This window comes from Paenibacillus terrisolis (genome assembly GCF_056171975.1).
In genome coordinates this window covers 37,068-63,569 of record NZ_JBKFGG010000012.1, presented here as the reverse complement: position 1 = coordinate 63,569, position 26,502 = coordinate 37,068, and the positions used below count along the sequence as shown (strand labels likewise).

Genomic DNA, 26,502 nt, shown 5'->3' with positions numbered 1-26,502 from the left:
AAATAAGGACAAGACGCGTTATTTTTTTGAAACCGAACGTCCGGGTTATTTCACTTCAACGACAAACACACAAGAGGTATCTCCCTTTGAATACTTGCCGTCTTTCGACTTCCAGTTGGCCGAGATCCCGTAGTAATAAACCCCTTTTTCTTTGGGAACTTGAAAATGACCATCCTTCAATGGAATGGCGGCGCTTCTTCCATGCATAAACTGCTGCGCGCTCAACTCATCAGGCTCCGGCTTATGCTTAAATGAAATGGCGATCTCCGAGTGTGGAGCTACCGCTGTCGGCGACGTATTTCCAAGCATCGTTTTCCCGTCGGCATAATCCGCACATGTTCCGCCCCAGCAGTAGGAGCTTTGTATAACCGGAATAACCGTAGCCCCGGAAACCACCTTCGGCAGCGGCGGCTTGGAATCCGTTTTCCCCAGGAAGTCCCGAAAAAAGCCTGCCGCCATAATAACCAGTGCAGCCAGCAGCATCGCACCCAATAATCGACGTTTCATCATCACCCGATCATCCTCCGTCAATATAGACGTGATTTCATCGAGTTAGTTGCTGCTCTATTGATTCAGAAGTATACCACCCATATGACCACAGCAAGCAAAATTCGATAAACGGCAAAAGGAACCAGCTTCACCCGGTTGATCAGCTTCAGGAAGAAACGGATCGAGAGCAGCGCGAACAGAAAGGCGCTGATAAATCCGGCGATGAAAAACGGCAGTGCTTCAGGCGTAAAGTACTGTAAATTTTTTACGATGAAAAGTCCGCTCGCTCCCGCCATAATCGGCACGGCCATGATAAACGTGAAATCCGCGGCGGCCCGGTAGCTGACTCCCATCAGCACTCCGCTTGAAATCGTCGAGCCCGACCGGGAAAACCCCGGCCATAGGGAAAGGCACTGCACAAGACCTATACCCAAAGCCTGCTTATAGGTGATCTGGTCGACGGTTTCCGCCGCGGGACGTTTAGGCCCGAACCGGTCGGCTGCAATCATCAATAAGGCTCCAATCACAAGTCCGATCAAAACCGTCGCGGTGGAAAACAGATATTCGTCGACATAATCCTTGAAAAGCACGCCCAGCACCCCTGCGGGGAGCAATCCTACGATAACTTGTGCAAGCTTAAGCCGCGGCTGCAGGTCCTGTTGCCCTTCCACAGAAACCGAACGATTCCTGCCGAACCACGGCAGCCGAAGCAAGTCGATAAATCGCTGTCTGAACACGACGACAACCGCCAAAATCGAACCCAGTTGAATGACAACCTTGAACGTATTCGCAATATATTGGGAATGCAGCAGCAGGTCCGTCCGCAGCCACATGTCGTCAACGATGATCATATGTCCGGTGGATGAGACGGGAGCGAATTCCGTCAACCCTTCCACCAGGCCGAGAATCACCGCTTTGATAATACTGATCAAGTCCATGAATAACTCTCCCATTCATTTTTGAACCAAAGATTGAATGCGTATAAGGGGGCAGCCGTGTGAAATGTTCTTTCGATCGCTGTTGTTCCCGGATTTCTTTGATTGATTAAATTCAAATGGAGTAGAAATCCGCTCACAAAGGCGAACGCTTCGCTTCTGCCAGAACATATCACCCTTTTGCCCATTTACTTTTTCATTGGTTCAACTAAAATAAATTAAACTCGGCCCACGGCCCTTTTATTGTCCTCCGACGCTTTGCTCCCTGCTTTTTCTTCTCCGCAGCCAGATCAGCAGTAACACGACTACAGAGGCAGCTATCAGCGCATAAGCGATCCCGGAGTACACATCCATAAATGCGACGATGGTCTCCCAAGAGTCGCCCACTGCGGCGCCAAGCAGCACCAGCGCGACATTCCAGACCAGAGTCCCGACCGTTGTAAACAGCAGGAACAGTCCGAACCGCATTTTGGCTATCCCCGCAGGAATGGAAATGAGACTGCGGATGAGCGGAATCATGCGGCAGAACAACACCGTAAAATAGCCGTATCGTTCAAACCAGGCATCCGCCTTGCGGATATCTTCCTTTTTAATGCGAAGCAAGCGTCCCCAACGCTCGATTAGCCCTTCCAATCGATCGACGTTCAGCAGGTAACCGATTCCGTACAGGATCACAGCCCCGGCCACAGACCCTAAAGTCGACGCGATGATGACCCCCGTTTTTGACAATCCCGTATAGGTCGTCATAAATCCCCCAAACGTCAGAATGACCTCTGACGGAATCGGCGGAAAAATATTTTCCAGCGCAATCAGCGCAAAAATTCCAACATAACCAAACTGCTCCATAATATTCGTAATCCAGTTTTCCACGCTTTACCTCCAGCCTGAATTATTGAATCGCCTTCTTCAAATTGCGCATATACCGGGCGCGGATCATAAAGAAATATACGACTTGAACCATGAAAAAACTGAAAAGAATCAGCCCCGACTCCCAAGCGACGGAGAAATTGAAATAGCTCTGCATGGCGGTGAAAGCAAACAAGCTGTGGACCATCGCAAGGCCGATCGGAACGAAAAACAGCAGCGCGATTTGTTTGGTGACAATGCCTCTCATCTCCCGCTCCGTCAGCCCCAGCTTAGCGATAGCGCCATACTGCCGGCGATCGTATTCCAGATCGCTGTAGAGCCGGAAATATAGGAAACTTCCCGCCGCGATGAAAAATACCGTGCCGACCAGCAGCGCGAAAAACAGCAGCGCCCCGTAACTCGTTCTCTGCACCTCATAGAGCGTACCGCTGACGGTCAGAGCATACGGCTTCCCTTCTTCGTAGCGCATTTTTCCGCTCTCCGTCAGTTCGTCCGCAATTCCTGCGGTTTGTTCCATGTTGTCGACGTAAAACCCCGTAAATTCGTCGGTCTGCATAGGCGCGGCGATCTTTTTCATCGCATCGTCGCTAACGACAAGGCCGGCAAAAGAACCCCTCAAGTCATCCCCCGGCAAATCGGTCAAATATTCGGGAATCGCCACATATTCGGTCAGTCCGGTCTCGCGCAGCGTCGGTCCTCCGCCTTCGAGCGTGTAGCTTGCCGGTTTGCGCTCCTTTAACAGAGGTTTTTCCCGTTCGGAATTGAGCAGGAGCAGCGCCTTGTCACCGGCTAAGGGCGATTCGTGAAGCGGTTTACCCGAGGCTGCGACGAGCCGCCTGTAATCCGAAAAAGAAATCAGGGGCAGCCGCCCCGGCGTCGGCGTAGACGTTGAAGATTGGACGGCGGCATAGCGAATGGACACCTTCTCCGTCCGATAGGGAATCTTTTGGGCTGCCAGCTCGCTTTCGATTTTTTGCAGATAGACCCGTCCCGCATCGCTTCCCGCCTTAGATACGTAGCCGATCTGTACGGGATAATCTTTTTCAAACTCCCCGGCCAAACGGTTAATGGACGCAAAAGTGCCAACCGCGCAGAACGTTACCGTAGAAATGATCGTCACAAGAAAAAATATGCGTGCGTTATCCTTGACCCGGTAAGCGAGGCCGGATAGGGTCACGAGATTCGTCTTTTTCCAATAGATTGCCGGTTTTCGCTTGATCAGTCCGATCAGAAACACGCTGCATTCGGTATAGAAAAAATAAGTGCCGACGATCGTCATCAGGGTTACCGGCAGCATAAGGATCAGAACGGTTGAAGCCGTAGCCGTGGCGGCCAAAATATACCCGGTACCCAGAAGTGTGGCGGCGAGCAGCGACAGCTTTACCGAAGCCTTGGGCGGTGCGGATTGTTTTTGTCCGGCCTGGAACAGCTCGATCAAACGGTGCTTGCCCAGCAGCAGCATCGTGCAGAGCGAGATCGCCAGAAACAGCAGCGCAAATGCCAGAATCGTCAGCAGGAGGCCCGTCCACGGCACCCGGAACGATAGCGACGTTATCCCCAGCAAATTCGATCCCGCCATCAGAAACAGCTTCGCGGTAAGCAACCCCGCCGCGATTCCCGTGACGATCGATCCGGCGCCGATCAGCATATTTTCCAGGAACACCATCTTTCCGAGCTGCCGTTCGGTCATGCCCAGTAGCAGCAGGATGCCGAATTCCCGCTTGCGCGACCGCAGGAAAGAACCAACCGAGTATACGACGAAAAAAAACGAAAATACGTACATGATCACTTCCGCCGCGGAAAGCACGCTGATGGCCGAACGGTAAACGACCTCCTCTTGCAGCTTTGGATGAAACAGGAACAAGGCGCACACGAAAAAGATCATGACGGAAAACGAGCTGCTCAGAAAATAAGCGGCATACGTCCGTTTGTTGCGCAGCACATGGTTAAAGGCGAACTGCCGAAAGGTCATGGCTGTCTCCTCCCAGCAGCGACATCATATCGATGATTTTTTGGAAAAAGGCCTGGCGGTTGTCACCGCGATAAATTTCGTTATAAAGCCGGCCGTCTTTGATAAAAATCACCCGGTGGCAGTAACTTGCCGCCAGAGCGTCATGCGTCACCATCATGATGGTGGCAAGGTAATTCCCGTTCATGTTTGCGAACGCCTCCATCACATCCTTGGAGGATTTGGAGTCCAGGTTTCCCGTAGGTTCATCCGCCAAAACGAGAGACGGTTCATGGATCATCGCACGCGCAATCGCGGTCCGCTGCATTTGCCCGCCTGAAATCTCGTAAGGGAACTTGTTCATGACAGACTCAATGCCGAGCCTCTTGGCCGTCTCGCTGGTCCGTCTTTTCATCTCGGGAACCGATACCCCGTCCAGCGTCAAGGGCAGCACGATGTTTTCCTCCACCGTCAACGTGTCGAGCAGGTTAAAATGCTGAAAGATAAACCCCAATTCCCGGCGACGGAACAATGCCATCTGCTCTTTTCCCATCCGATGGGGAATTTGCCCGTTCAGCCTCACTTCGCCCGAAGTCGGCTCATCAATCGTCGCGATGACGTTCAGCAGGGTGGTTTTCCCGCTGCCCGAAGGCCCCATAATACCGACAAATTCCCCTTGTTCGATCCGAAAGCTAACGCTATCGAGCGCCCTTGTGGCAACTTTGCCCTCATATATTTTCGATAATGACTTTACTTCAAGCACAGACATGCTTAGCCAAGCTCCTTCACTAGTGATGTGTCTATTATATAAATTCATTCTGCCCAAGAGCTACGTCTCAACCTTACAGTTACCTTACGAAGTTGTAAGAATCATAACTATCCGTCAACGGGGGAAATTCCTGTCGAACTCAACTTTGTTGGTGCTCGATTAATTGGCGAACTCCCAGCTGGAGTTCGAAGTTAACCTGTGATCTATTAAAGGGAAAAACTCCCGCTAACTTAAGCAAAATGAGGATTTACGGCGATTTAACTGGAAATACTCCCGCAAATTTCGGCAAACGAGGAAATCTATGGTCTAAACCGATGATTTAGCTGGAGGATTTCCAGTTAGTGTTTGTCCAGATTCAAGTAGAGGCTAAATAACAGGAGAATATCCAGTTAGCGGGGTTCCATCGTTGAAAAGTGGTATGAAGAATCGGTTTGAGTTGACCCGCATAGCGGGCGGTTTTCTGTTTCCCGCGCTTCGCGTGCTCAACTGGCTGAAGCCATTATAAAAAGCCCGAGGCTGGGCCTCGGGCCGAAGATACGGATGATGCCTTATTTCATTGTGTGATTCGATTCGCTCTATACCAGGGGTGCATCGATCAGTGTGGCAAAATTGAATCGATGCGTGTGACCGTCATTTAAAGTAGTCCGCCCAGAAACGAAATGCACGTGCTTGCCGTTTCCAACCTGTATAGCCGGTCCGGTTCTAATCTTTTTCAGTTTATGAAAATGGTTCAAGAAATCGGTTCTTTCGAATTTAATCTCGTGAACATGGCTTCTCCCTGCCGGTATCGCTTGTCCCGTAACGCCCGCAAAGCGGTGATTATGCCGGTCTGCGCCTTCTTCCGCCAATTTTGTGCTGCCTTCGAATTCATGCACATGTCTCTGGGTCTTTTTTGAAGATGACGCTTTCCTCTTTGCTGTAGGCCGTTTCTTCCGCATCCGTTGCATGCCTCCTTAAAGATGTGATTTCACAACATCCTATTAAGGCATACTCGGATAAGTACTAGGCGACTATACGGATCAATGTAATATTTCTTTCTTGTTCACCTTCATACCCGATAAGGATTGATCAAACATATCGAGAATAAAAAGGAACCGTTCAGCTTCACGAAAGACGTGATCGGCTAATAAAGGATGTATAATACTTTTGATTCGGCATTCATCGATTAAATCGCGTGCCGTTTTTTTGAAATCGCGCAAGGATTTTACCGAAACCCGGTTTTCATCCACAAATTGACTTAGCAGCGGGACCGTTTGAGATTGGGGGCGCATATGGCTTAAATCAATCGCCTGGAACATGAGATTGTCAAAATCGCGGCTGAATTCACGTGCTTGTTCCACCAATTTTCGCTCAGACGGATCGAGCAAATGGCTAATGAATTTCGCATGATCGGCCATGATCTTTAAAAAAAATACATTTTCATCAATAATCGCATCAGGTAATGGTTCGAGCCTTCCTGAATTAAGCTCCTCCAAGCGGTTTCTGAAATAATTCGCTTCCCGGCTTACATGATCTACCAGTAAGGGGAAGTTTGTTTGTCCGGGAAGCTTGCATTGCAGTATAAGCCCAAGAACCATTCTCTTGAATGCCCAAATATGAGTTGCCGCATTCTGAACCTCCGTATTAAACTCTCTGATTGTGTTAGGGTCGGTATTGAAATTAAATTCGTGAGACCTTCTCTCTATATTTTCAAAAATAGCGTAAAACTGGTTTGCTTCATTTTTAAGCCTAGTATCTTCAGCCCGAAAACCTAACCCAAGAAACAATGAATGCTCTTTCATGATTCTGGACCAGAACCGTATTTCGTCTAGCGAACGGGTAACGAACTCATTCAAACATATCCCTCCTCTTTATACTTGCTATAGGGATATGGAATATGTCTTGTCCGTTATGACATCAAATTTTATTAATCTGGAAACACAATCCTCACCTTCGTCCCCACACCGACCTTCGATTCCAGTTCCACGCGGTGTCCCAGCTTATCGCAGATTTGCTTCACCAGGTACATGCCCATACCGGTCGATTCCTGATAGGCCCGTCCGTTTTCACCCGTAAAATAAGCGTCAAATACGCGAGGAAGATCGCTATCCGGAATGCCGATGCCCTCGTCCTCCACCTCGAGCACGGTTTCGCCGCCGCGCAGGTATCCCCGAAAGTCAATTTTCCCGCCTTCTTTATCGGTATAACGGACGGCATTCGTAATGATTTGCGTCAGCACAAACGACAGCCATTTCTCATCGGAGGTCACCAAAAGCGGCTCAGGGATTTCTATGTGGGGATATACTTTCCGGCGGATAAACAAGCGTTTCTGCGCGGACGTCACCGAGCGGATCAACCTGTCCAGGTCCAACCGCTCCACGTAAAAATCCCGCTCGAAGGAATCCAGACGGGCAGTGTAAAGCACCATCTCCAGCCCTTTTCGGAGCCGATCCACCTCATCCCCGATTTGCGCGCCTTGCGGATCGTCATCCTGCTGCACCATCAGGTGAATGACGGAAAGCGGCGTTTTCATTTGATGCACCCACTGATTGATAAAATGAAGATGATTTTGAATTTTGCTCTGCTGCTCGCCGATTTCCGACAAATAGAGACGGTATTGCGATTTCAACAGCCGATGCAGTGCCTCCGTGAGCGGCGATGACTCCGGCTTCATTTCGGCAAAATCGCGAATCGAAGCAAGCGGCTCCTCCAGCCTGCGGTAAAAGCTCCGGTTGGATGCATAGCGAAAAGCAAGATAAGCAAACAGCAGACAGCCGCTAAGCAGCGCCGAATAGAGCATAATGGCAAAATGGCGGTATCCGTCCAGCCAATAGACAAAAGAAATCAGCGCCAGCTGAAGGATGTAAACGATGATCAGCGGACGCTGCTCTTTTAGAAATAATCGCATTCGTTATTCCTCCCAACGGGGCGCAAAACGGTACCCCTGGCCGCGCACGGTTTGCAGCGCATCTTCGACTCCCAGCGAAGCAAGCTTTTTGCGGACCCGGGTCACATAAACGTTCAACGTGTTGTCGTCGACAAACGCCTGTTCGTCCCAGATTTTTTCCAGCAGCCGGTCGCGGCTGACCACCTGATCTCGCTTGCTCATCAGCTCGTCCAGTATTTTAACCTCCGTCAGGCTTAGCTCCGCCTTTTCTTCGCGGAAAGACAGCTGCAGCCGGTCCCGGTCAAGCCGCAGTCCGGCGATTACCGTGACCCGGTCGTCCGCAGCTCCGGCATATGTGCCATATGCGCGGCGAAGCTGGCTTTTGATTTTGGCGATCACAATGTCGTAATCGAAAGGTTTCGTAATATAGTCATCGGCCCCGTTTTCCAGCGCCATCACCTGATCCATTTTCCCCTCCCGCGCGGACAGGAACAGAATCGGACAAGTCGACAAATTGCGGATTTGCCGGCACCAGTAATAGCCGTCGAACTTCGGCAAGTTGATGTCCATCAGCACCAGATGCGGCTCGAACCGCTCAAAGTCGGCTTTGACCGCCTCAAAATCCGCCACCGCCAAGGTTTCATACCCAAACCGCTGCAAATAGGATTCCAGCAATTTGACGAGCTGCCTGTCGTCTTCCACGATAAATATTTTGAACATCCGAATTCTCCTTTTTGCGTTCTCCACTCCCTGCATTGTAACAAATTCCCGCCGCGAAAAGAAAATAGAGAGATTTCGCCTCCCCGGCAAAATCCCTCTATGATGGCTCAAATCTGCTCTTCGTCGTCCCAAAACAGCTCGCGCTGCTTGGGTCTAAGCAGCAGCTTCAATCCGCCGCCGATCAGCAGGACGGAAATGACGACAGGCTGCAAATATTCCTGGATCCGGCTGTGCAGCCGAAGCCCGGGAAACCAGTGTTCGAGCGCGGGCACAATCAGATTCATGCCCACGTAATAAATGCCCAAAATGAGCAGGAGAATACCTAACCAGTGCTGCTGTTTGCCAAGGCCAAGGCTCTCGATCAAAGGCCGGTCGTCCAAAGGTAATATCCCGTAGCGGCTCGTTTGCTGAAGGCCGTCAAAAAAGCAATAGAACCAGACGACAGGGATGAGAAACAAAAACACGGACAGCTGAAGCACATCAATGAGATAAATACTTCCCAAAAACAGAACCATCATTTGCAGACCGCGCTTTTGCATGCCAAGATACATTTGTCCCGCACCGGGAAAAGCGGAAAGCAGCGTGGCAAGCACTTTGCTGCGCCGGCCTTCGATCCGGCCGGTTTCCCATTCATCGAATACCGTGCGATCTTCGATCAGCTCCCCCGCCTGCTTCCGGTGAACCAGCTGAACGGCGTCAAACATGCAGTACAGCCAGACGATCGGCAGCAGTGCAAGAAACAGCAGGAACACCGTTTCATGCGTTATCCCCGTGACGAAGAACATCATCGTGATCAGGCCGAAAAAGGAAATCAGAAACGATAATCCCCGCTGCATCAGCCCTAGCTGGAAATGCCCGAGCCCGGGAATGAAAGACAGCAGGATCGTAAAAAACTTTTCCGACTCGCTGCCGCTTTTTGGATAATAAGGATCCATCGGATCGTGAGGATACGTTCTTGTCTCCGGGGAATCGCGCAGCATGGTTATTGTCAAGTCGATCATGCAGACGAACCATAGCGCCAGCGCCATCACTCCGGCCGCCATAAACACCTCGCCTTCATCCGTAGCGAACGCAAACAAAAATCCGAGCATCAGCATCCCGAAGAAGGCAACGGGATATAATACGCCCCGTCCTTTTTTCCCCCAATATAAATGCCCGAGTCCCGGGACGAAATTCAATATCAAAGCCAGCAGCCGATTGCGGGTATACGGCATGTCGAACCATCCTTTCAAGAATTATTAACGTTTCATTTTATCGATCCATCCTGCAGCGGCGTTGACGACATGCTTGCTGAACGAGGGTTCCGGCTGCTTATGGATGATCCGGGTCGCTTCCCCGGAAATGCGGTCGAAAAATCCTCCCGAAAGCAGGACCAGGGTAATGGCTGCGGCAATCGTGTAATGGAAAAGCGGGTGGCTGCTCCACTTTCGTCTTCTGGCGGAGGTTTCAGGCCGTTTTCCGGCGCGCGGAAGAGAGGATACAACCGCATCGGCAAAGGCAGTCTCATCAACGGGTCCGGGAAGCTCACGCTCTATGGCGTCCATCGCCGATATGTAACAATGAAAAGCTTCATCATCCGTCAGCAGCAGCGCTTCGAGCCTTTTCGCCGCTTCCCGGGAGAGGTCTCCCCGTATGTAATTCTTCCACAGCTTCAGCTCGTTTTCTTCATATGGCTCCATCCCTATTCCTCCTTCGCCCAGTGTTCGCGAATCCAGTTTCTTGCCCGATACAGCTTGGATTCCACCGTTTTGATGGTGACGCCCAGTTCGGATGCGATTGTCTCATGACTTTTTGCGTTCAAATAAAACTCCGTGACGATTTGACGATGACCGGGCGGAAGCTCGGCGATTTTATCCCGCAGCTCCCGGCGATGTTCCTCATCGGTAAGCTTTCGAAGCATGTCGTCTTCCTGAAGCGGGGCGAGACGATCCATAGCGGCGAGATCCCATTGCTCTTCCTTGCGCCGGTCCCGCCGGCGCTTAAAATCTATCGCCTTGTTCACGGCAATCCGGGTAATCCAGGTCTTCAACCCTTGGGAACGATACTCGGAAAGCGATTTATAGATTTGCAGGAAGGTTTCCTGGGCGGCGTCTTCCGCTTCTTTGGCATCGTGCAGAACCGAAAAGGCCACGCGGTACACATAGGCTCCATGCTCTTCAACCAGCCAGCGGAATGCGCCGCGATCGCCCTGCCTGAATTTTAGTAGAAATGAAGCTTCATCAATCGCTCTCCCCTCCTTCCCCATGAATAGACGATAGAAACTAGTCCTTCCCCTGCACCTGTCATATAAAAAACGAAATAAAGCGTAAAAAGTTTAATCGATGTCATGATTACTCACATTTTATTATCAGAATGTTAAAACTTAAATTTTAATATTTCTATTAATTTTATGAAATCCTTTAATTTTCGCAGATATTCATAAGATTAAGCGCTTACTTGCTTCTTTATCAATTTTGTAAATATACATAACATCGAATTATAATTCATTCAAGTTAACGGACTGTTGGTAAGGTTATCTATCATCACGTTGACAAACTACTTAGTGGAGGTTGATCGAATGAAGGGTTGGAAATCGCGAAGTTTGAAGGTACTGCTGGCCACCGGGTTGACAATAACCGCGCTGCTGCCGAATTTGTACGTGTCCCCCGCATCGGCGGCAACGCCGGTTGCAGCAGCTGCGGCGCCGGAGACCGTCAAGGCGCTGCCAAAGGTTCAGGTTATCGCTACCGGAGGAACCTTGGCCGGAAAATCGACCGACGAAACCAGCTTCGATACATATAAAGCGGGTTCCCTGCCGATCGAAGACCTGGTCAAATCGCTGCCGAATAAAGATCAAATCGCCGAAGTCAGCACTTATCAATTCGGAAATTCCGGTTCCAGCGCTTATTCGATGGAACAGCTGTACGATTTATCCCTGAAAGTCGATGAAGCGCTCAAAACCCAAGACGGGGTTGTCGTCACGAGCGGCACGGATACGATGGAAGAAATCGCGTATTTCCTGGACCTTACGGTTCGCAGCCCAAAACCGGTCGTCGTCACCGGCTCCATGAGACCTTGGACGGTCATCGGCACGGATGCGCCGGCCAACCTCTATAATGCCATTAAACTGGCGGCCAGCGGCAAAACGAAGTATTTCGGGACCGTGGTCATGCTGAACGATGAGTTCCACGCCGCCCGCGAGGTCACCAAAACTAATTCCTATCGTACGGATACGTTCGTTACCCCGGAAATCGGCGCTTTAGGTTATATCGACGAGAAGAATATCCGCGTATACCGCGCCCCTTTCCGTGCGCTGAAACCAGCGAACCAGTGGGCCACGCCTTTTGATCTCTCCAAAATCTCCAAAAAGGATCTGGCTAAAGTCGAAATCGCCTACTCCTATCAGGACGCGGGAGCAGGCGCCATCAGCGGTTTGGTCGCAAACGGCGCCAAAGGTGTCGTTACCGCCGGCACAGGATCGGGCGGCATCTCCAAAGCGATGAGCGACGAGCGATCCAAAGCCGTCGAGCAAGGCGTTATTTTCGTAGCGACCACCCGCACGGGCTCCGGCAGCAACTATTCCAGCGGGGACGGCATCATCGCCGGGGACAATTTGAACGCATCCCACGCTCGGGTCCTGCTGCTGCTTTGCTTGTCTTTTTCCAAGGATTTCGACACGGTCAAGAACTGGTTCACGACGGTCGGCTACGGTCAGATTGAACTGCCCGCGAAATAATTGACGGTAAACCAATATTGTAAAAAACGGAATCCGGAGCGACGAATGCCGCCCGGGTTCCGTTCTTTTAATCGGAATCCCTGATGCTCGCAGAATCCATTTCAACAATTGACGCATCTTCGCGAAATCGGTAAGATTTGGGTGGAGGTGGTTGACTTGCAGACGCTGCTGCTGCTCGGAGCTATATTGATGTTTCTAGCGGTTACCCTTGGAGCGTTTGGCGCTCATGCCCTAAAAGCCAAATTAAGCGAAGAAACGATGAAAACCTATCAAACGGGGATCCACTATCATATGGCCCACAGTCTTGGTCTTCTGCTGCTGGGACTGGCCCGGGAGCAGTCCGCCCACCCGGTTTTGGTCGATTGGGCCGGATGGTTTTTGTTCGCCGGCACCCTTCTGTTTTCCGGCAGCCTGTACGCCTTAAGCCTGTCGGGAGCCCGCAAGCTTGGAGCGATCACCCCGCTCGGCGGGGTCTGCTTTCTGGCAGGATGGGCCATCTTTGCGGTCTCGATCATCTAGCGGCGATAAAGATTTATTCTCACCCGAAGGAGGCCACGATTCCTTTGAGAACTTTTGCAAGATCCAATTTGATTAGCGTGTTGTATGCGTTGCTGCTGTTCCTGATTGTCGAGCTGATAAGCAATATATACCGAATCGGCAGAATTACCGGCTGGGAGCTCTCCACGGTCAACAAGGCCGTAAGCGGTGCCACCGCTTTGCTTTTTCTTTTGCTTTCGGCCGCGTGTTTTTGGCTGACCCGCAAGCTTCTGGGCGGCCAAAAAATGCGTTTTGTTTCGGTGATCCTGTGGTTTCCGTATTTTGCCCTCCTGATTCGCGCCTTTGCGCTTCTATTCCCGATCACGAATCCCGGAGAAATCATCAGTCCGGCCATCGGCCTTGTCTTTATCGGGGCAGCGCTGATGTACCCCGTGTATATCGCCATTTTGAATGTGTTTGCTTCTATATAATCCTTTGAAAAATCGGCCTGTCGGTCAAAAAGAAAATCGCCGCCCGCTTCCGTATTGATAAAAGCCGGCGGCGATTCGTTATGCACATATGCCGAAAAAGCGGCACATGTTTTAAGCCTCTTTTCTCCGCACGAAGCCCAGGTAGACAACCATAAACATCACAATGCTGACGGGCAGAATCAGAAACCCCTTGTCATAGCCGATCTGGTCGATAATTCTCCCGAAGAAAAAGTTGAAGCCGATATCAAACAGTGAAGCGATGCTGATGATGGCTCCCGTTGCGGTCGAAATCAAGGCTGCGGGGTAAAACTTCTGGATCATCATCACGATGGTCGGATAAAGGATGGAGAAGAACAATCCGCTCGCGCTCAGCAGCCATAACCCGTTCGCTCCCCAAAGGATGCCGGATACATACAGCACGCAGGCAATCAGCCCAAAAAGGGTGATACTTCTGAATATCCCGATTTTATCGATCAGCGGCGAGAAAACAAGGCGGCCCACCGTAATGCCGCCAAAAAATACCGCCAGGTAGTTGGATGACGTCCCCATGGACAATGACAATTGATGCGTGCCATAGGACACCAGCCAGTTCAGAATTCCGTGCTCGGCGATAAAGTAACAGCCAAACAGCAATATGATCGGCACAAAGGATCGGCTGAGCACGATATCCTTCAAGCTGTGCTTTTCTCCGGAAACGTTTTTATTGTCGGGAACCCGATTCAGAGAGATGATCACAAAAGCAGCAATGCCCAGAAGCAGCAAAATGGAATTGGTCCATTTCCAATCGCCGAAGCTGTCCGCGAAATTCCCGACCACGCTTTGGCTGCCGCTGGTACCGATCCCCTGGATGAAAAACAAAAAATTTACCGCAAAGCCCGGCGTCGCCGCGAAAAGGAACGGGGTCACGATATTGATCGTCGTGCTGAGCAGCGTCGACGCTCCCATTGCGAAAAACATGCCGACCAGCATCACGTAGAAATTGTCCGTCAAAATGAACAGCAGCAAAGCGAGCATCCAAATGATCAGCATTGCCTGCATCGCTTTTTTACGTTCGAACTTGTCGGTCATTCTCCCTCCGATCAATAAGAAAACCAGATTCCCGGCGTAGCTGACCGTAACAATCTGGGCCACCTGATTCGTCGTGAGCCGGAAATGATCCGCGAAGACGACGGAAAACACGCCGCGCAAGCTGTCGCTCGCCCCCAAAGCCAACATCAATACGAAAAATCCCCAAAATACGAAGTTTCTCTTTTTCACCGTGTCTCTTCTCCCCGCACCTATATAAGTTGAACTAAAAAATACGCATATTAAGGCAGTCGTATGAACTGTTCCCGCAAATCGAGCAAATGAAATAGCAGGCTAACTATCAGCCTGCTATACGTAACGATAAACGGATATTCGTATTTATTCAATGCACAAAATGGACATCCTCTATTGCACATTTGAAGCCTTCGGAAAATAATCCCGTAAAAAGATCAGAAAGACGCTGGTCGTCCAGGTGTATCCGGTATCCCGCAAGGCATGGCCGTCCAAGGCGCTGAAATTTTCCGCGAAGCCCGAGCTGAGACACATGTCGCAGTACGCCCGCGCGTTCTCCAGCGCTTCTCCCTCATATCCGTTAATTCTCAATATTTCGGATACGATATAGACAAGCGGCGGCCAAATCGCTCCGCGCCAATAGCCGTCTTCTTCGAAATACGGACTGTCCAGCGCTTCGGATGCGAAGCCGAAGGCGGTCTTGAAGCGCCCTTCGGCAAGCAGCGATTCCAGCATATTCCGCCGAAGCCGCTCCGGCAGCCTTTTGCCCAGAAGCAAAGGCACATACAGCAGCAGGCTCGTCTCGCCGACAACGCGGTTTTCCGGTATTTTCAGCGCAATAAACCGGTCGTTCCGAACAAGGCGGCCAAGCATGTTCGCCAGCAGCCCGGCAGAGATTGCCGCCCATTCGGCAGCCTCCTCGGGTTTGCCCAGCGTCAAAGCAGACTCCCGTAAAAAATCCGCCTGCAAAATTAACCAAGTGCAGATATCCGGCGACTCTACCGGCACCCCTTCCGCGAACACCGTGCCGTTGTCCCAACCCGAATCATTTCCGTGATGATACAGAGGGAGTCCGCTTTCACCGGTACGGTTTTGCAGCCACCAGCCGGTAAGCTTTGCAACGGAATCATAAACCGCATTTAATACCTCTTGGGATGGAGGCGCCTGCTGCAGCATCCGTTCAAGGATAAAACCCTGAACCGGCGGCTTCACGAAACCGCGAATCAATTTGCGGGCGTTAAAGCAGTCCGGATATGCCCCGTCCTCATCCTGAACGTAAGCCATCGCCAAAAACTGGTCATAAGCGAGTTCTTCCCAACCTTGGCACATCGCCAGCGCGTTGAAGGTATAATCCCAGCTCCAAATGAAGTTCATGTACGATTTGGTCATCAGCATGGCCGGGGCTTTTACGTACCCTTCCGGTTCGACAACCCCGGACCAGTTGGCATAAAGGGCGAACTTAGCCATTTCCGAATACATCTCGTGAACCTCCGGCAAACCTTCGCTAAACCGTTCGAACTCTTCTCTTTTCGCGTTCAGGTTTTCCTCATAACTTCGGTAGGTCTGTGCCCGATACGTGATATCAAACCGTCTGGCTTGAAAATCCACCACTCCCGACTCGTCCGGAACGATTTGAAACCGAATGCTCTCGTCTCCTACTCCCCGCCGGCCCCAGACAGAGCCGTTGACGACTCTGCCGGATTTGACGACGATCATAAGGGAGGAGGTGTCTCCCGCCAGTTCCCACTGATTTTCCCGATGATAAATAACGCGGTTGTATCCGCCGACGGTCTCTTTATCGATCTGAACTCCGCAATTACCGGTGAAATGAACGCATTCGGGGTCTTGATAGCAGAAACGAAGTTCCTCCCCCTGACCCTTCAAGACACATTCGGCCGGCGTTCCAACCGCTTCATAGGAAATCGGTTCGCCCTGCTCATCTAACATCAACAGTGGGTATTGCTCCTGATTTTCGAACACCCCGTGCAAGATGCGAAGGCATACGTTGTCCTTATATGGGCCGCTTCCGTGAAAAGGGTAAGAAAAGGCCAGATAAGAACCGTACGTGCTAAACGCTTGCTGCCGCAAATTGAATTCAATCATCTCAGCCCTCTACGCAGGACACCCGGTGCGTTTCTCCTTCATTCATTTCTACGGTAATAAAAGAGATTTTCTCACCTTGCTCCGTCATCTCATGTTCTGCGGGAACTTCTTTTCCGTTGTGGTACAAAACAGCTGAATCTATTTTAAATGCCGCTTTCCACTGAAGTGGATTTCCCTTCTGAAGGGTAACGGCAGTTTCTTCGTTTCCGCGATGCTTAACGGCTACCGTGTGTCTAAGAACCGGAACATTCCGCATTTCCGCCCATTCCAGCGAATCCGCCAGCTGCGGACGTGTTGCGACCACGTCCCGTCCGTCCCCCTGGATTCCCATTAATCCGGCGGCAAAAGATCCGACCGCGCAGTAGGATACTTCAGGATATTCCCGGCGGTCCAAGGAAGGATCGACCAGTTCCTTCAGCTCTCCAAACGCTTCCTCAATCAGGCCATATTTGTAGAAAATATCCGGGAGGTACGTTTTGCCTTCCGTATTGGCCACGCGATTGATCTTCAGATCCTCCAACGAACGGTTCAGTTTATCCGGATCCGTTACAGCCCCGAAATAAAGCGGCAGGAAATTGCCTTCGGCGTTATATTGCGTTACAAAGGTCCGATCCTGAAGCATCGCGCCATAAAAGCGCCCCAGCTCCCCGTTCCACCATTCCTTGTCGTACTTGCCCAGCAATTCTTCCGCCTTGGCCGCATAACGATCCGACAATTCGCCGAAACCGATCAGTTTGGCAATGGAAGCGTAAGCGCGGTAACCGGCGATTTGCGCGCCGACCATGTCGCCGCCCGCCAAAGGCTGCAGCCCCGCCTCATTATAGGTTGCGAGCCCCCGGCGTCCGTATTCGGGGTAATATTCCAAAATTCCATCCCCGTCTTTATCCCAGGTCGCCGTATATTCGGTCAGGGTCAGCCGGAAAAAGTCGGCCAAAACCGGATGGTTCAGGTAATCGGTATCGCCCGTCCATAAATACATGCGCCAACAAGCATCGATAATATCGAAATTGGCCGGAAGGTTATACCAGAAATCCTCGTCGTTTTCGTAATCTACCCGTGCGGGTTCATTGTCCTTCGTAATTTCCCAATAAGTGCAGTAGTCCCGGGACGCCGCGATGTTCTCGGCAAACCGCAGGAATATGTTTTTCGTGTGCTCGGCAAGCCCCAGTACGGCAGCACCCGCGCTATGATGCATCACGTCGCGGACACAAAACGCTTCTCGAGCGGGCAAAGCGGCTTCATACCATAACCCGACGGCGTCTTCGCCGAAATGCGCGTATTCCAGCGCTTGATTTTTGGCCCAAATGAAGCCGGCATTCAATTCCGCGTCGGAGGATTGAAAGGTAACCGCGCCGGCATTGCGCCGAATCTCACTAAAATGATCAGTCATTGATCCACCACTCCCATTTTATTTTCTGTTTAGCTTTCTTTGGATCCGGAGAAGGTCAAACCTTCCATAAACGCCTTTTGGGCGCCAAAGAACAAAGCGATACAAGGCAAAATAATGACGACTGCCGCAGCCATGAGCAGGTTGGTAGACGTCGCGTAGGTGCCCTGAAATCCGGCAAGACCCAGCGTCAGCGTCTTCCATTTGTCGCTGTTGATATAAATCAGCGGCCCCATAAAGTTGTTCCACGAGCCCATGAACACCATAACGCCAACAGCCATCAAGGCCGGTTTCGACAATGGCAGGAAAATCGTCCGCCAAATTTTGAAATAGCCGCAGCCATCGATAATCGCCGCTTCCTCAAGACCTACCGGAAGCCGGGAATAGAACTGGCGCAGCAGGAAAATGTAAAACGCCGAGCCGAAAAAAGACGGGACGATCAAAGGATACAGCGTATCCAACATACCGAGGTTTTTGAATAAAATAAACTGCGGAATCATGGTCACTTCGCCCGGCAGCAGCATCGTCGAGAGGACCAGAATGAACAATATCCCGCTGCCCTTTACCTTCATGCGGGCAAAGGCGTACCCAACCAGCGAGCAGGAAAATACGGTTCCGATAATCGGTAAAAACGTCGTAATCAGCGTGTTGATCAGATAACGGCCGAACGGAAACGCGGTCAGCGCTTTGGAGTAATTTTCCCAACGCCAGTGTTCCGGCCAAATGCTCATGCCCGAAACGGCGATTTCTTGCAGACTCTGCAAGGAAGCGGAAATCATCCAGAGGAAGGGATACAAAAAGGCGACTCCCCCCGCGATCAACACCAAATAGGCCAGACAACGAACAATAATCTTTTTCCCGGAGATTTTACGCTCTTCTCTTCCGTCCACGTTGCTTCCTCCCTCCAACTAGCTCGTTCTCGTAGTAAACCCAAAGGGCGCTGCTGCGGAATACAAGCGCGGTAAAAATCAGAATGATGACGAACAATACCCAGGCAAGCGCCGAGCCGTAGCCCATCTTAAACCACATAAAGGCGTTTTGATACAGGTAATAAGCGTAGAAAAGCAAGGAGTTATTCGGTCCGCCGCCAATCATAAAGCCTTGGGTAAACGTCTGAAAAGCTCCGATCATGCCGGTGACCGCATTGAAGAACAGGATCGGCGAAATTTGCGGCAGCGTGACATGCCACACTTTTCTTGAAGCGGTCGCTCCGTCGATTTCCGCCTGTTCGTACAGCACCTTCGGGATATCCGTCAATCCCGCCAGATAGATAATCATGTTGCCGCCAACGGTCCAGAGGCTCATGATGATAATGGCCGGCATTGACCAATGCGGACTGGAGAACCAGGCGGGACCTTCGATTCCGAAAACTCGCAGAATGGAATTAAACAAGCCTACATTCGGGTTAAAGATCCAGATAAACAGCACCATTTGCGCAACGCCCTGAACGAGGGTCGGCAAATAATAAATGGTCCGGAACAGGTAAATGCCGCGCAGCTTCAAATTCATGAGCAAGGCGATCAGGAACGATAAAATAACCTGCAGCGGAACGCTTACGAGTGTGTAATAGAAAGTGACCGACAGCGATTTGTAAAACAAGCTGTCCTTGAACAACGTTTGATAATTGTCCAGTCCGGTAAATTGCGGAGCGCTCACGACCTCCCACTGATTAAAGCTGATATAGAAAGAGAAAATCATGGGGCCGACCGTAAACACGAGGAAGCCAATGATCCAAACCCCCACAAACATATAAAAGCTGGCGGTTTTCGTATGCATGATTTTCTTGCGCACCAGCACTCGGGTAATTCCGTAAAACAAAGCGTACAAAACGACGATGATGGTCAAAAAAGGGAGGAGCGGCAGCAGCGCTGCCGGCATCCCCAACCCTTCGTAGAAATTGTATATCCCTTCGATTATTCCGTTCATAGGCCGCTCCCGTATTAATGTTTTAGAATTTCATTGATTTTTTCGGCCACCTGCGGGAATACGTCCTTCACATCATTTTTGCCGATACCGATCGGAGTAAGATCGTTAACAGCATTCATTTCATTACCGATTTCATTTGTGCGTTTTTGAGCTTCTTGGATGTGTTGGTTTTCCGAGGCAAGAACAAACGCTTTCAGGTTTTTGCCTTCGTAGATTTGCTCGAACGCGCTGGTTGCGCTGGCAATGACCGGTACCCCATAAGCATTTTTATCGCCGCCGATAATTTTTTGAGCGCCTTCGTCTTGAGTCAAATGTTTAATGAAAAGTTTGGCCGCTTCGGCATTTTTACTGTCTTTGCTGAGCGCGAGACCGTCCACTTCCTTGGAACCGCCGTTGCCAGGGAACGGTACCAGATCCCAGTTGAAATCTTTGGCATCGGCCATCTGCGGGATATACCAAGGACCAAAGTCGGTATACATACCGATTCTGCCGCCCAGGAACCAGTCCATCATACTTTGTCCCTGTGCTTCCGTGTTTCCCGGAACGATCCCGGCCTGTTTAGTTGATACCATGTATTCTCCGGCTTTGATCGATTCCGGCGAACCAAGCTCGGACTGGGTCATATCGTCGTTGTAAAATCTGCCGCCAAAAGAATAGATCACGTTGGGCAAATACAGCGGCTCGGAGCCGTAAATTTTGGATGCGCCCTCTCCGGAAGTGATCTTCTTGGCAATCTCGTCAAATTGCTCCATCGTCATAGGCTCGGTTGGGCTCGGAAGCTCGATGTTATTCTTTTTGAAAAGGTCGGTGTTGATCGCCATAACTTTCGGTTTGATGATAAACGGAGTCGCGTAAACCTTTCCGTCTATAGTCATCGAATCCACCGCAGATTGGGAACTGAAAACGGAAGAATCAATTTCCTGCTCTTGGAAAGCGTTTGCAAATCCCGGCAAATCCCCTCCAGAGATCAGCATAACATCCGGAGCGGTCCCCCCGGCGATCATCGTTTGAATTTTGGTTAGGTAATCCTTTTGGATCCATTGGCTATCCACTTGAACATCCGGATACTTCGCTTGGAAATCTTCAACGACTTTCTTGATTGCGTCCGCTTCGGTTTGTGCTCCCCAGTATGCGAACGTGACTTTGCCTTTTACGGTAGAACCGGAGTTGTCTCCAGTATTTTGAGATTCGGAATTACTGTTATTAGTAGTGTTTGCCGCCGAATTGTTCCCGCCGCTATTGCAAGCGGACAGGCCCAATACGACCATCAACGATAAAACAATCAAAGTCCATTTTTTCATTGTGTTTCCCCCTCATGATTGTTTTTAATAGCCGGCATTAAGACCACAACAACCGCCTATATGGTTACAACTTACGCGCCTTGCGTCCCGGCTTCCGGGTTTTGTTTCGCGCCGCAACTGCTTCTGATGATCAGTTTGGAGGGCAGCACCAGCTTTAGCGGCACCTCTCTGCCATTGATCCGTTCGATGAGCATTCTCACTGCGCTTTGTCCCATTTGTTCGGTGTAGATTTTTACCGTCGTTAGAGGCGGATCGGCATAGGCAGCCATTTCAATATCGTCGATGCCTACAAGAGCGATATCCTCCGGCACTTTAAGCCCAGCCTCCTTCAGCGCTCTTCCGGCGGCAATCGCCATCGGATCGGAACCGATCAGGAAAGCTTCCGGCAAATTTTGCTTCTCGATGGCTTCTTTCATCAGGCGATAGCCGGTAGACATCGAAAAGTCGTTGCCGATGTGGACATGTTCGGGCAGATACAATTTCTTTTGTTTCATATAAGCTTCAAAACTGCTCTGCCGTTGATCCACGGATTCGAATCCCGTGTTCAAGCCGAATCGGTTAATGAAGTCGCGCGAACTGATCAATCCTATTTTGGTATACCCTAATGCGATGAGATGATCCAGCGCCATCGTCGTCACCTTGTTGAAATCGACGACAACGGAATCGAAGCGGTTCTCGTCAGGACTATAGTCGACAAACACGATATTTTGAATCCTGCTGAAAAACAGATTATAAGGATCAAATTCGAATTTACCGATAACAATCAGACCGTCAAGCCCGGAAAGGCTTTCATAGGATTCGTGGTTGACCCAGCGGATGGTCCGGGTGATATGTAGACCAAGCTGGTTAAATTCCTTTTCGATTTGCAGGCGGATCGACAAATAATAGGGATCCTCCGATTCAAATTGCTCCGAGCAAAACGTAACCAGTCCGATTTTATAGTCCTTCAGTTGCGCCGTTTTATTGAGCGGGCGCCGCTGTACCATTTTATACTGCAGTTCTTCCGCAGCGGATAGGATTTTCTTACGCGTTTCATCCAAAACCGATAGAGACGGATCCCCATTAAGTACTCGGGACACGGTAGATGGAGAGACTCCCGCCAAACTTGCTACATCACGAATTGTTGCCAAAACAAATCACCTTTTTCACTTCATATTTTGGGAAACATCCCTCGCATTCATTGTATAGTTTAGCGATCAGTTTGCCAATAACTATCTTGTTTGTTTACTAAACATTAGCAAACTTATCGTTGAATTCAATATAACAAAGATCAATTATTTTGACAATACCTTTTTAGGTATCGCTTACAATTGAATTTTTTATCCAAATACACGCTTCAAAACCTGTACAGTGACCATTTATTATCTTTTTGTTTACTATACGTTTCGTAAATTGTATACTCAACTCAAAAGATAATTACTAAACACTATGAACTAGCATGTAGGAGGAATTATGAAAACTTTACTCAACATCCCTATTCCCGAGATCACAGTGATCGCCGCTGAAAACCATTCGTTTGAAATCTCGACCGTCCATGAGCGTCTTGAAGAGAACCTATATTTGTTTCATATCCGATTAAGCTCTAAACATAGAGAACATCCGCCGGTCTTCCGAATCGAATGGTCCCAGCCGTCCGTAGATATCCATTCCCTGTGGCATCCGGGCACGGACCGAAACAAAGCGTTTCAGATCGATTGGGGCGAAGGATTCCAGTCCAGAATCACCTCCCTGGCGCCGGTGGCCGCTTTATTTAATTTGGATGGCCGGAATCGGATGACATTTGCCTATACGGACGCGCTGAACAACACAACGTTAAAAGCAGGACTGCATGAGGAGGACTCCTCTTTTCTGTGTTCAATCACATTGTTTGAGGAGCCTATGCCGAAAATAGATGATTATGAAGCGACGCTTCGCATCGACTGCAGGGATATTCCTTATTATGAGGCGTTGGGACAGGTTGCCGCCTGGTGGGAAACGCTGCCCGACTTTACCCCGGCCAAAGTTGCCCCCTCCGCCCTGCTGCCGATGTACTCCACCTGGTATTCTTACCACCAGGAATTCACCGGCTCCGATCTTGAACAGGAATGCCGCCTGGCCAAAGAGCTTGGCTGCGACACCATTATCGTAGACGACGGCTGGCAGACGGACGACAACAACCGGGGTTATGCCTTCACCGGGGATTGGGAAGTTTGCGAGTCCAAAATTCCGGATATGAAGGCACATGTCGCTGAAGTCCACCGCCTGGGGATGAAGTATATGCTGTGGTATTCCGTGCCTTTCGTCGGCCAAAGCAGCAAAGTATGGAACCGATTTGAAAAGAAGCTGCTGGGCGTCGAGGAAAAGCTGAACGCCGGTGTACTGGATCCCCGTTACCCGGAGGTCCGCGAATATTTGATCGGAATTTACGAACGGGCCGTTACCGAATGGAACATCGATGGCTTGAAGCTCGATTTCGTCGACAGCTTCCGGTTAAACCGCGGGGATGATCAGGAGCCCAAGGAGGGACATGATTACCGTTCGGTGCCCGAGGCGGTCGATCGGCTGCTATCCGACGTGATGTCGAGACTGCGTACGATCAAACCCGACATTTTGATCGAATTCCGTCAGACCTATATCGGCCCGCTCATGCGTAAATACGGCAACATGTTTCGCGCGAACGATTGTCCCAACGATTTTATCCAAAACCGGATTCGCACGCTTGACTTGCGGCTGTTGTCAGGAAATACCGCCGTGCATTCGGACATGATTATGTTCAATAAGAACGAAACCGCGGAAAACGCGGCCATGCAGCTGATTCATGTTTTGTTTTCGGTTCCGCAAATTTCGGTTCGGCTGAATGAAATCCGTGAGGAGCACACCGAAATGCTCCGGTTTTGGACTGCGTTTTGCAGGGAACATCAGGATATTCTGCTCCATGGAGAGCTTGCGCCGCATTCGCCGGAACTCATGTACCCGCTCGTCACCTCGCGGCTGAAGGAACGGCAGATCACGGCGGTCTACGCCAATATGGTTGTCCCTATTGATGAAGAGTTCAATCAGTTGATTGTCGTGAACGGAACTTCCGGCAATGGAATCGTGATCAAACCGGCGCTGGATCCGGCTCTTTATCAAATGGAAATAAAGGATTGCCGCGGACGGACATTAAGCATACAATCTATAGACATCAGCGAAGATTTGGTGGAAGCGGAGGTTCCCAAAGCCGGGCTGGTCTCTTTCACCAAGATGATGACGGAGGGTTGAGCTTAATGACAAAGATTGAACGCGTACATGTGATTTTCAAAACTCATCTGGACATTGGTTTTACGCATTTGTCTGCCAATGTCGCAAGACAATACCGAGAGGAATTTATTCCGAAAGCGCTTGATTTGGCGGAGCGGATGGAACAAGCCGGAGGAACGGACCGGTTCGTATGGACCGTAGGTTCCTGGCTGATCCATCACTATCTGGAGCACGCCGGGGAAACCGAAAAGCAGCGGATGGAACAAGCGATTGCCCGAGGCCTTATCGCCTGGCACGCGCTTCCGTTCACTACTCACACGGAGCTGCTTGACGCTCGTCTTCTCGCTTTTGGACTGTCGATTAGCCAAGAGCTTGACAAGAAATACGGCAAAAAAACAATCGCCGCCAAGATGACGGACGTTCCCGGACACACGTTGTCCATGGTTCCGTTTCTGCAGGAAGCCGGCGTCAGTTATTTGCATATCGGCGTCAACCCGGCCTCGAAAAACCCGGCGGTTCCAAAGCTGTTCCGCTGGAAGTCTCCGGACGGCGCGGAATTGATCGTCAACTACGCCGGAACTTACGGCGAGGTGCTGGAAGTGGACGGGCTGCGGGATGTGCTCGTATTTGCCCATAGCGGCGACAACTGCGGTCCGCCAAGCGAAGAGGAAATCCGCGAGCAGTTTCAAAAGCTGCGGGAGCGTTTTCCGGGCGCGGAAGTAAGCGCCTCCACGCTGGACGCCTTCGCCGCCAGTCTGGCGGATGTACGGGACCAGTTGCCGGTTGTGACCGAGGAACTCGGAGACACCTGGATTCACGGAGCGGCGACCGACCCGCGCAAACTGGCGAACTACCGCGAGCTGTTGCGGTTGAGAAGCCGTTGGCTGTCGGAAGGAAGCATAAAAGAAGACGATGCCGATTACCGGGCGATGAGCGAAGCCTTAATGCTGGTTGCTGAGCATACCTGGGGACTCGATGTGAAAAAATGGCTGCCGGATTTCCGCAATTACGCCAAGCCGGATTTTCAGGCCGCCCGTCTCAAGGATGAGATTGATCCTGAGGATATCCCGGCCAAATTCGGTTATATCGGCGCCTTTGCGCTTGACGAATTCGATAAGCAATCCAGCGCTTTGTTCGGCTCGGAATCGTCTCGTCGCTCGTATTCGATGATTGAGGACTCCTGGGCGGAACAACGCGCTTATGTGGATCAGGCCGCCGCTTCACTTCGCCCGGATAAACGCGAAGAGGCGAACGCTGCCTTGGCGAACCTTATTCCGAGCAAGAGCAGCCTAACCGGAGCCTCTGCTCGGCAGATCCGCACGAAATATCGGAGCAGTGCATATGAGCTGGCCTTTTCGGAGCATGGCGCTCTCATTCATCTTCAGGACGCCAACGGGAAAAACTGGACCAGCGAGCTCCATCCTTTGGGCGAGTTTGTGTACGAAACCTTCGGGACGGAAAATTACGCTCACTACTTCCGTACCTATATGGAGAATCTGCCGGTCACCCATCCATGGGCGGATGCCGATTTCGGCAAGCCGGGCTTTGAGATGGTACGGCCGCTGCCCAGCCATAAACTGTACTATCCGATTGTCGACTCGCTGGAGCACAGCGCTTTGGCGGCGTCCGAGCGGTATCTGCTGCGTCTGCGCATGCCTTCCGAGGCAACCGAGCTGTACGGCGCGCCGAAGGAGCTCGAAATCGTGTATGACATCTTGGAGGATGGAGAAATCGGGATCTCGCTGCAGTGGTTCGGCAAGGATGCCAATCGTCTGCCTGAAGCCAGCTGGTTCGGCTGCGGACTTGCCGTGGACAATCCGAATCTGTGGATGATGAACAAGCTTGGCGGTTTAGTTTCACCGCTTCAAGTTATTAAGGACGGCAACCGAAACCTCCACGCCATCGACAGCGGGATTTGTTATCACGGCGCGGACGGTCAAGTCCGGTTGGACAGCCTGGACGCGGCGCTTGCCGCACCCGGCGCAAAAAGGCTGCTGCAGTTTGACAACACGTTTGCTCCGCTTGAGCAAGGCTGGCACTTCAATCTTCATAATAATATTTGGGGAACGAATTTTCCGATGTGGTTCGGCGAAGACGCCAAATTCCGTTTCCGCCTAAACCTTCAGTCGAACGCAAAATAAGATATGTAAGTTAAATTGATGATTATGCATAGCAGGCAGCCGTGTGAATTGTTCTTCCGCTCGCTGTTGTTCCCGGATTTCTCGGATTTATCATATCCTATCGTTGTAGA

24 protein-coding genes are annotated in these 26,502 nt (G+C 50.8%); 5 read left to right on the top strand and 19 right to left on the bottom strand.

From position 1 onward, the window contains the following. Positions 1 to 45: 45 nt before the first annotated feature. From ACI48K_RS12510 to ACI48K_RS12455, 12 genes are all read right to left on the bottom strand, one after another. Positions 46 to 510, bottom strand: a complete 465-nt coding sequence (locus ACI48K_RS12510) for a hypothetical protein (RefSeq protein ID WP_475027927.1) — start codon at positions 508 to 510, stop codon at positions 46 to 48. Between the two features lie 62 nt (positions 511 to 572). Then, positions 573 to 1,427: an undecaprenyl-diphosphate phosphatase gene (locus ACI48K_RS12505; protein ID WP_475027926.1), complete on the bottom strand. Its 855-nt coding sequence runs from the start codon at positions 1,425 to 1,427 to the stop codon at positions 573 to 575. A 237-nt stretch (positions 1,428 to 1,664) separates the two neighbouring features. Next, entirely contained in the window at positions 1,665 to 2,294 is a 630-nt protein-coding gene (locus ACI48K_RS12500) for a DedA family protein (protein WP_475027925.1), read from the bottom strand. Between the two features lie 19 nt (positions 2,295 to 2,313). Further along, a complete protein-coding gene (locus tag ACI48K_RS12495) occupies positions 2,314 to 4,263 on the bottom strand; it encodes an FtsX-like permease family protein (protein WP_475027924.1) in 1,950 nt (649 codons plus the stop codon). Then, positions 4,238 to 5,008: an ABC transporter ATP-binding protein gene (locus ACI48K_RS12490; protein ID WP_475027923.1), complete on the bottom strand. Its 771-nt coding sequence runs from the start codon at positions 5,006 to 5,008 to the stop codon at positions 4,238 to 4,240. The genes ACI48K_RS12495 and ACI48K_RS12490 overlap by 26 nt, the downstream gene beginning before the upstream one ends. A 575-nt stretch (positions 5,009 to 5,583) precedes the next feature. Next, on the bottom strand, positions 5,584 to 5,946 hold the full coding sequence (locus ACI48K_RS12485; RefSeq protein ID WP_475027922.1) for a YmaF family protein: 363 nt from the start codon (positions 5,944 to 5,946) through the stop codon (positions 5,584 to 5,586). A gap of 81 nt (positions 5,947 to 6,027) precedes the next feature. Continuing rightward, the gene (locus ACI48K_RS12480; protein ID WP_475027921.1) at positions 6,028 to 6,843 is read right to left on the bottom strand and encodes a DUF2935 domain-containing protein; all 816 of its coding nucleotides are present in this window, start codon (positions 6,841 to 6,843) and stop codon (positions 6,028 to 6,030) included. A 71-nt stretch (positions 6,844 to 6,914) separates the two neighbouring features. Further along, a complete protein-coding gene (locus tag ACI48K_RS12475; RefSeq protein ID WP_475027920.1) occupies positions 6,915 to 7,895 on the bottom strand; it encodes a HAMP domain-containing histidine kinase in 981 nt (326 codons plus the stop codon). Positions 7,896 to 7,898: 3 nt separating this feature from the next. Further along, positions 7,899 to 8,594 carry a response regulator gene (locus ACI48K_RS12470; RefSeq protein WP_475027919.1) on the bottom strand — a complete coding sequence of 232 codons (696 nt, stop codon included), beginning with the start codon at positions 8,592 to 8,594 and terminating at the stop codon, positions 7,899 to 7,901. Positions 8,595 to 8,701: 107 nt separating this feature from the next. Further along, positions 8,702 to 9,808: a DUF6677 family protein gene (locus ACI48K_RS12465; protein ID WP_475027918.1), complete on the bottom strand. Its 1,107-nt coding sequence runs from the start codon at positions 9,806 to 9,808 to the stop codon at positions 8,702 to 8,704. A 24-nt stretch (positions 9,809 to 9,832) separates the two neighbouring features. After that, on the bottom strand, positions 9,833 to 10,273 hold the full coding sequence (locus ACI48K_RS12460) for a hypothetical protein (RefSeq protein WP_475027917.1): 441 nt from the start codon (positions 10,271 to 10,273) through the stop codon (positions 9,833 to 9,835). A gap of 2 nt (positions 10,274 to 10,275) precedes the next feature. After that, a complete protein-coding gene (locus tag ACI48K_RS12455; RefSeq protein WP_475027916.1) occupies positions 10,276 to 10,839 on the bottom strand; it encodes an RNA polymerase sigma factor in 564 nt (187 codons plus the stop codon). 312 nt (positions 10,840 to 11,151) lie between these two features. On the opposite strand from ACI48K_RS12455, the gene ACI48K_RS12450 reads away from it, so the two are divergent. The 3 genes from ACI48K_RS12450 (at position 11,152) to ACI48K_RS12440 (ending at position 13,277) form a co-directional block, all read left to right on the top strand. Further along, positions 11,152 to 12,309, top strand: a complete 1,158-nt coding sequence (locus ACI48K_RS12450; protein ID WP_475027915.1) for an asparaginase — start codon at positions 11,152 to 11,154, stop codon at positions 12,307 to 12,309. A 156-nt stretch (positions 12,310 to 12,465) separates the two neighbouring features. After that, positions 12,466 to 12,828 carry a DUF423 domain-containing protein gene (locus ACI48K_RS12445; protein WP_475027914.1) on the top strand — a complete coding sequence of 121 codons (363 nt, stop codon included), beginning with the start codon at positions 12,466 to 12,468 and terminating at the stop codon, positions 12,826 to 12,828. A 44-nt stretch (positions 12,829 to 12,872) separates the two neighbouring features. Further along, on the top strand, positions 12,873 to 13,277 hold the full coding sequence (locus ACI48K_RS12440; protein ID WP_475027913.1) for a hypothetical protein: 405 nt from the start codon (positions 12,873 to 12,875) through the stop codon (positions 13,275 to 13,277). 111 nt (positions 13,278 to 13,388) lie between these two features. On the opposite strand, the gene ACI48K_RS12435 is transcribed toward ACI48K_RS12440, so the two are convergent. From ACI48K_RS12435 to ACI48K_RS12405, 7 genes are all read right to left on the bottom strand, one after another. Next, positions 13,389 to 14,534 (bottom strand): MFS transporter, encoded by a 1,146-nt coding sequence (locus ACI48K_RS12435; RefSeq protein ID WP_475027912.1) that lies wholly within the window; start codon positions 14,532 to 14,534, stop codon positions 13,389 to 13,391. Positions 14,535 to 14,708: 174 nt separating this feature from the next. Then, complete coding sequence (locus ACI48K_RS12430; RefSeq protein WP_475027911.1) at positions 14,709 to 16,418, bottom strand: MGH1-like glycoside hydrolase domain-containing protein; 1,710 nt, start codon at positions 16,416 to 16,418, stop codon at positions 14,709 to 14,711. Between the two features lies 1 nt (position 16,419). Then, positions 16,420 to 17,808 (bottom strand): hypothetical protein, encoded by a 1,389-nt coding sequence (locus tag ACI48K_RS12425; RefSeq protein ID WP_475027910.1) that lies wholly within the window; start codon positions 17,806 to 17,808, stop codon positions 16,420 to 16,422. Between the two features lie 29 nt (positions 17,809 to 17,837). Then, positions 17,838 to 18,695 carry a carbohydrate ABC transporter permease gene (locus tag ACI48K_RS12420; RefSeq protein WP_475027909.1) on the bottom strand — a complete coding sequence of 286 codons (858 nt, stop codon included), beginning with the start codon at positions 18,693 to 18,695 and terminating at the stop codon, positions 17,838 to 17,840. Further along, the gene (locus ACI48K_RS12415) at positions 18,673 to 19,731 is read right to left on the bottom strand and encodes a carbohydrate ABC transporter permease (protein WP_475027908.1); all 1,059 of its coding nucleotides are present in this window, start codon (positions 19,729 to 19,731) and stop codon (positions 18,673 to 18,675) included. The genes ACI48K_RS12420 and ACI48K_RS12415 overlap by 23 nt, the downstream gene beginning before the upstream one ends. Before the next feature lie 14 nt (positions 19,732 to 19,745). Beyond that, a complete protein-coding gene (locus ACI48K_RS12410; protein ID WP_475027907.1) occupies positions 19,746 to 21,032 on the bottom strand; it encodes an ABC transporter substrate-binding protein in 1,287 nt (428 codons plus the stop codon). A 71-nt stretch (positions 21,033 to 21,103) separates the two neighbouring features. Then, the gene (locus ACI48K_RS12405; RefSeq protein ID WP_475027906.1) at positions 21,104 to 22,162 is read right to left on the bottom strand and encodes a LacI family DNA-binding transcriptional regulator; all 1,059 of its coding nucleotides are present in this window, start codon (positions 22,160 to 22,162) and stop codon (positions 21,104 to 21,106) included. Positions 22,163 to 22,484: 322 nt separating this feature from the next. Here ACI48K_RS12405 and ACI48K_RS12400 point away from each other — a divergent pair, with 322 nt between their 5' ends. Both ACI48K_RS12400 and ACI48K_RS12395 read left to right on the top strand, forming a co-directional pair. Further along, positions 22,485 to 24,272: a glycoside hydrolase family 36 protein gene (locus ACI48K_RS12400; RefSeq protein WP_475027905.1), complete on the top strand. Its 1,788-nt coding sequence runs from the start codon at positions 22,485 to 22,487 to the stop codon at positions 24,270 to 24,272. Positions 24,273 to 24,277: 5 nt separating this feature from the next. Beyond that, on the top strand, positions 24,278 to 26,392 hold the full coding sequence (locus tag ACI48K_RS12395) for a DUF5054 domain-containing protein (protein WP_475027904.1): 2,115 nt from the start codon (positions 24,278 to 24,280) through the stop codon (positions 26,390 to 26,392). The last annotated feature ends 110 nt before the right edge of the window (positions 26,393 to 26,502 follow it).

What these genes read in the sequence shown, in the direction of transcription:
- ACI48K_RS12510 (WP_475027927.1), bottom strand. Translation starts at nt 510, where the DNA reads ATGATGAAACGTCGATTATTGGGTGCGATGCTGCTGGCTGCACTGGTT.
- ACI48K_RS12505 (WP_475027926.1), bottom strand. Translation starts at nt 1,427, where the DNA reads ATGGACTTGATCAGTATTATCAAAGCGGTGATTCTCGGCCTGGTGGAA.
- ACI48K_RS12495 (WP_475027924.1), bottom strand. Translation starts at nt 4,263, where the DNA reads ATGACCTTTCGGCAGTTCGCCTTTAACCATGTGCTGCGCAACAAACGG.
- ACI48K_RS12490 (WP_475027923.1), bottom strand. Translation starts at nt 5,008, where the DNA reads ATGTCTGTGCTTGAAGTAAAGTCATTATCGAAAATATATGAGGGCAAA.
- ACI48K_RS12485 (WP_475027922.1), bottom strand. Translation starts at nt 5,946, where the DNA reads ATGCGGAAGAAACGGCCTACAGCAAAGAGGAAAGCGTCATCTTCAAAA.
- ACI48K_RS12475 (WP_475027920.1), bottom strand. Translation starts at nt 7,895, where the DNA reads ATGCGATTATTTCTAAAAGAGCAGCGTCCGCTGATCATCGTTTACATC.
- ACI48K_RS12470 (WP_475027919.1), bottom strand. Translation starts at nt 8,594, where the DNA reads ATGTTCAAAATATTTATCGTGGAAGACGACAGGCAGCTCGTCAAATTG.
- ACI48K_RS12465 (WP_475027918.1), bottom strand. Translation starts at nt 9,808, where the DNA reads ATGCCGTATACCCGCAATCGGCTGCTGGCTTTGATATTGAATTTCGTC.
- ACI48K_RS12460 (WP_475027917.1), bottom strand. Translation starts at nt 10,273, where the DNA reads ATGGAGCCATATGAAGAAAACGAGCTGAAGCTGTGGAAGAATTACATA.
- ACI48K_RS12455 (WP_475027916.1), bottom strand. Translation starts at nt 10,839, where the DNA reads ATGGGGAAGGAGGGGAGAGCGATTGATGAAGCTTCATTTCTACTAAAA.
- ACI48K_RS12450 (WP_475027915.1), top strand. Translation starts at nt 11,152, where the DNA reads ATGAAGGGTTGGAAATCGCGAAGTTTGAAGGTACTGCTGGCCACCGGG.
- ACI48K_RS12430 (WP_475027911.1), bottom strand. Translation starts at nt 16,418, where the DNA reads ATGATTGAATTCAATTTGCGGCAGCAAGCGTTTAGCACGTACGGTTCT.
- ACI48K_RS12425 (WP_475027910.1), bottom strand. Translation starts at nt 17,808, where the DNA reads ATGACTGATCATTTTAGTGAGATTCGGCGCAATGCCGGCGCGGTTACC.
- ACI48K_RS12415 (WP_475027908.1), bottom strand. Translation starts at nt 19,731, where the DNA reads ATGAACGGAATAATCGAAGGGATATACAATTTCTACGAAGGGTTGGGG.
- ACI48K_RS12410 (WP_475027907.1), bottom strand. Translation starts at nt 21,032, where the DNA reads ATGAAAAAATGGACTTTGATTGTTTTATCGTTGATGGTCGTATTGGGC.
- ACI48K_RS12400 (WP_475027905.1), top strand. Translation starts at nt 22,485, where the DNA reads ATGAAAACTTTACTCAACATCCCTATTCCCGAGATCACAGTGATCGCC.
- ACI48K_RS12395 (WP_475027904.1), top strand. Translation starts at nt 24,278, where the DNA reads ATGACAAAGATTGAACGCGTACATGTGATTTTCAAAACTCATCTGGAC.